General features: G+C 64.6%; 6 protein-coding genes. All 6 read left to right on the forward strand.

Features of this window, described 5'->3' with window-relative positions:
- On the forward strand, positions 1-1,280 hold a 1,280-nt coding region (atwA, locus tag BP858_RS05990), incomplete at its 5' end, for a methyl coenzyme M reductase system, component A2 (protein ID WP_286879102.1).
- Between the two features lie 10 nt (positions 1,281-1,290).
- Positions 1,291-2,814 carry a methyl-coenzyme M reductase-associated protein Mmp3 gene (gene mmp3 / locus BP858_RS05995; protein ID WP_286879103.1) on the forward strand — a complete coding sequence of 508 codons (1,524 nt, stop codon included), beginning with the start codon at positions 1,291-1,293 and terminating at the stop codon, positions 2,812-2,814.
- Positions 2,815-3,267, forward strand: coding sequence for a methanogenesis marker 6 protein (locus tag BP858_RS06000; protein WP_281767517.1), 453 nt, complete (start codon positions 2,815-2,817; stop codon positions 3,265-3,267).
- A 5-nt stretch (positions 3,268-3,272) separates the two neighbouring features.
- Positions 3,273-3,725, forward strand: a complete 453-nt coding sequence (locus tag BP858_RS06005; protein ID WP_062264184.1) for a methanogenesis marker 5 protein — start codon at positions 3,273-3,275, stop codon at positions 3,723-3,725.
- Positions 3,722-4,960 carry a methanogenesis marker 15 protein gene (locus BP858_RS06010; RefSeq protein ID WP_074175784.1) on the forward strand — a complete coding sequence of 413 codons (1,239 nt, stop codon included), beginning with the start codon at positions 3,722-3,724 and terminating at the stop codon, positions 4,958-4,960. Before BP858_RS06005 ends, BP858_RS06010 begins: the two co-directional genes overlap by 4 nt.
- On the forward strand, positions 4,961-5,184 hold a 224-nt coding region (locus BP858_RS06015), incomplete at its 3' end, for a DUF2113 family protein (RefSeq protein WP_286879104.1). It lies immediately after the preceding gene.

A 5,184-nucleotide genomic window follows, 5' to 3' on the forward strand; every position in this document is an offset into this window, starting at 1 on the left:
TCATGCGGCGGACCGCCATCATGTTCCAGCGGACGTTCGCCCTCTACGGCGACGACCGGGTGATCGAGAACGTCCTGCGGGCGCTCGATGATATCGGGTACCCGGGCGAGAAGGCGATCGGCAGGGCCGCCGACCTCATCGACCAGGTCAGGCTCTCCCACCGGATGATGCACATCGCCCGTGACCTCTCCGGCGGCGAGAAGCAGCGGGTGGTGCTCGCCCGACAGCTCGCCAAGGACCCGTTCATGCTCTTTGCGGACGAACCGACCGGCACCCTTGACCCCGAGACCGCAACGCTCGTCCACCGGATGCTCACCGAGAGCGCACGGATAAACGACATGGCGATGGTGGTCACGTCGCATTTCTCAAACGTCATCGAGGACGTCGCCGACCGCGCCATCCTCCTCGAAGACGGAGAAATCCTGGCTATCGGGGCGCCGGACGAGGTTATCGGCCGGTTCATGCAGGACTACAGCGACACCGCGCAGTACGAGGCGGCGGAGGTCGGTGAGAAGATCGTGGTCGCCAGGGACGTGGTCAAGCGTTACCTCTCGGTCGACCGGGGCGTGGTCAGGGCCGTCAACGGCGTCTCTTTCGATGTCAACGAGCAGGAGATCTTCGGGATCATCGGCAAGAGCGGGGCCGGGAAGACGACGCTCTCCCGGATCATATCAGGGATCCTCGAACCCACCAGCGGCGAGATGAACGTCAGGATAGGGGACAACTGGGTCGATATGACAAAGCCCGGCATCGAGCACCGGGGGCGGGCGAAGGGCTACATCGGTCTTCTCCACCAGGAGTACGACCTCTACCCGCACAGGACGGTTCTTGATAACCTCACCGACGCCATCGGCTTAGAGTTCCCGAAGGAACTTGCGATGCGAAAGGCGATCATCACCCTCGGGATGGCCGGGTTTACGCCCGAGAAGAGCCGTGAGATCCTGGGCCGTTACCCTGACCAGCTCTCCGAGGGCGAGAAACACCGGGTGGCGCTTGCCCAGGTCCTTATCCGCGAGCCCCTGCTTGTGGTTCTTGACGAGCCGACCGGCACGATGGACCCCATCACGAAGATCGACGTGAAACACTCGATCCTCCACGCCCGCGAGGAGATGGACGAGACGTTCATCGTGGTCTCGCACGACATGGATTTTGTCAGGGATATCTGCGACCGGGTGGCCCTCATGCGGGGAGGAAAGATCATCAAGATGGGGCCGACCGAGGAAGTGCTTGCCCACCTCACCGAGGACGAACGGAAGGTGATGGGGGCGGGTGCCCCCTGAGGTGTGGATAATGGAGGTTCTTCTGGACGGAAAACGTGTTCAGGTTCCGGAGGATTCCCGGCTTTCCGACCTCCTCCCCGACCGGGATCCCCGGTTCAGCGTCGCCGTCATCAGGCCGGTGCTCGAGGAGGAGGCTGAGTCGCAGGAGGTCAGGTTTGTCACCACGGCCGGCGATATGGTCGTCGAGGTGGCGGATCCGGCACTGGTCTCCCGGATTTTTGCGCCCGGACTTGCTGAGAAGCTCCGGCTGCACTGGCAGGACCGCTACACCGCCGCCTTCGGGCCGTTTGAGTCGGGCGTTCGGCCGGCACGGGAACCGGGCCGCTACGAGCGGGGCGACGTCATCCTTGGGTGCGGCGGCTACGACCCCGCCCGGTCCTATCTGATATTCTCGCGTATGCGGCATACCGCCGATCACGGGGCCGCGGCGGACGGCGGCGTCATCGGCAGGGTCGTCACCGGCAGAGGGCTGCTCGACCGTATCGGGACCGGCGACCGGATCACCGCGGTCGAGCGGATACTCAGGCGTGCCGACCGGTCGCACGCGGTCGTCACCCGGGACGGGGACTTCCCGCTCGAGGACGGCATGCAGGTCGTCTCCTACGTGGAGGCCGCAGTGCAGGGCTGGGAGAGCGGGAATGTCGATACCGGGGCCGCCCGGAGCGTCGAACACTTCCTCCTTTCCGTGAAAGAAGGGCGGTTCCAGGTGGGTCGGTCAACCAGCACCCATGTCGTCGATACGCACCTGGTCCCCGCGAAGGTCCCGCTGGAGTTCTCAGGTCCAAGGCTCGAGGGGGCCGTCACGGTCAGGACCGCCGGCAAGTCCTCCGGGGCGGTCTACATCTACACACAGGGCGTATCGGCAAGCGCGGCGCACACCGTCGTCGGACAGGTGGTCCACGGTATCGAGCTCGTGCGGTTTGCCGGTGAAGGCGATCTCCTTGCCATCAGGGCCGAACCAGAGAAGTTTGACCTGGTCGGCTTTGCGCTTGCAGAGGCGGAGGCGGTCGCCGCCCGGCGGGGGGTCACCCTCACCAGCGACGAGACCGGGGGAGACCGGGTGGTGGTCGGGCAGACCCCGGCGACGACGCTTGAGGTGCTCGCCGCAGGAGCGGTTAAGGTCGCAACAGAGCCGCCCGGAGCCGTCATCAGCATCACCCTCGACGAGGCGGCGGCGCCCCGGTCGGTCACGATCTTTCGTGAGGCGACCGGGCTCAAGCACCACGACGTCGGGAAGATGCCGCTCGTCTTCAGGTTCGAGGACGTCTCCCTCTTCAAACCGAAGATCGGGAAGGGTATCGGGATCATCCCTGAGAACGTTCCCACGGGAGAGGTGCCGGCGTTCACCCTTGCGATGACCAACGATTCCCGGCGGGGCGCCGGCATGGTCGGTGTCCGGGCCTCGGCGAACGCCGAGTTCGGCCCGACGTCCGAGCCGCTGACGGGCACGAACATCATCGGGAAGGTGCTGGATGCGGAGAAACTCGAGCAGATGCGCGAAGGGACGACGGTATACGTGAGGGAGGTGAAGTGATTGGCTGAGTACACACCAGGCTACGTCGGCACAGTGACCAAATACGTCTTTGTCGAGTCCCCGTCCATGACCCCGGGCGAGCTTGCGCTCAGGGCATACGAGGTCTCCGAAGGCGTCCTGATCAAGGAGACGTGTTTCGGGCTGCAGGTGACGGGTGAACCTGAGGCGGTCGACCACCTCATCGCCGAGATCCGCGGCTTCGACCCCACCCACATATTCGTCAAGGACCGCGGGTTCCCGCCCGGGGATCCCCGGCGATGCCGGGCGAACCTCGGCGGGGCGAGGCCGGGCTACCTCGGCCACGAGCGGGAGTTCCGGATCCTCCGCTACATCACCCGCGGTCTTGAAGCCCTTGAACGGGGGGAAGAGGTGCCTGAAGCGGCACCGGCATCCGGGAAGAAACCCGGGCTTGATATTCAACGATTACAAGAACTTATTGACGAGGAGTCCTGAATTCAATGGCAAAGGTGTTTATCTACCCTGCAACGAGCCTCATTCTCTCTGATCTTGTGGCCCGGTTCGGCCACAAACCGCTCGGTGCAGCCCTCGGTATCAGGGAGCGGATACAGACCGCCGGGATCGACTCCCCACCCCTGCAGATCACGCCGGAAGAGCCGAAACGCGGCCTGAAGTACGCGGCCGTCGAGGTGCCGTCAGGCGTCCGGGGGCGGATGGCGATCTACGGCCCCCTCATCGAGGAGGCGGAGGCCGCGGTCATCGTGACCGACGCTGACCTGGCGTTCGGGTGCATGGGGTGCGCCCGCACCGACGAGTTGATCCTCTTCTCCCTGCGCCAGAGCGGTATACCGATCCTGGAATTGAAGTACCCCACGAGCGAGGAGGAAGGCGTGCTGTTCGTCGCCGCCATCAAGAAGTTCCTCGAGAGTCTCCCGAACGGAGGTGAAGCGTGAGCCGAAAGGTGAGGATCGCCCAGCTCTCCTGCGGGCCCGAGTACAGCGGCGTCCAGAAGGAGATCTACGATGCCGCCGAGGCGGTCGGTGCGGAGGTCTTCTTCCCCGATATAGCGCTCGCCGATGTCGAGCGGGCGGTCGATGCGTTCGGTCTGGACGTCCGGAGCGCCGACCTCAAACTGATGATCGCCCGGGGCCTGGCCCTCGTGGATGGGAAGGTGGATGCGGACGGGGTCTTCATCGGCACCTGTTTCCGGTGCGCCGAGGCTGCGATCGTCAGGAATGAGCTTCGCCGCTACATCCCGGAACACTCAAAGCTCCCGGTGGTGAGTTACTCATTCACCGAGCGGACGACCTCAGGAACCCTTCTCACGCGGATGGAGGCCCTGACCACCATCGCCCGGCGGAGAGCGCTCCTTGCCCGCGAGGAGCAGACCGGGATCACGATGGGTGTCGACTCGGGTTCGAGCACCACAAAGGCTGTCGTGATGAAGGATAACGAGATCGTCGGCACCGGCTGGCACCCGACGACCGAGGTGCTCAAGAGCGCCGAGAGCGCGGTCGCGGATGCGCTCGAGATGGCGGGCCTTACCCGGGATGATATCCAGGCTACCGGCACCACCGGGTACGGGCGGTTCCTGATCGGCAAGCACCTCGGGGCCGACCTGGTCCAGGAGGAACTGACGGTGAACTCGAAGGGCGCCGTCTACCTCGCCGACCACCAGCGGGGCGCCTCGACCGTCATCGATATCGGCGGTATGGACAACAAGGCGATCAGCGTCATCGACGGTATCCCGGGAACCTTCACGATGGGCGGCATCTGCGCCGGTGCGAGCGGCCGGTTCCTGGAGATGACCGCGAAGCGTCTCGGCGTGGATATCACCGAGCTCGGGCCGCTTGCCATGAAGGGCATGGGGAAGAACGTCCCGATGAACAGTTACTGTATTGTCTTCGGGACCCAGAGCCTGGTGAACGCCCTCGCGGCAGGGAGCTCGCGGGAGGATGTGGCGGCCGCAGCCTGCCACAGCGTTGCGGAACAGGTCTTTGAACAGCAGTTGCAGGAGATCGATATCAAGGAGCCGGTGATCATGGTCGGCGGCACCTCGCTGATCGAAGGATTGGTCTATGCGATGGGCCAGCTCCTGCAGACCAAGGTCATCGTCCCGCCCTACTCGCAGTACATCGGCGCGGTCGGGTCTGCCCTGCTTGCGTCCGGATTTGTCAAGGGAGAGTAGATGCCCCAGTTGAAACAACTCGTGATCGAGTCGCCCGACGAGGTCGGGAGGGAGGCTTATGAGCGGATCGCGGCCGACGTGCTCCAGGACCTCGACCTGGTCAAGGTGGTCGAGCACCTGCACATCTACGTCGACCCGAAGGTGCCGATCTTCGTCGCCGCCGGGCGCCTGCGCCATATGCCGCGCGCGATCCGGGTCAACGACTTCGCGAACGTGAACATCGG

This window comes from Methanoculleus sp. UBA413 (assembly GCF_002502935.1).
GTDB classification, from domain to species: Archaea; Halobacteriota; Methanomicrobia; order Methanomicrobiales; family Methanoculleaceae; genus Methanoculleus; species Methanoculleus bourgensis.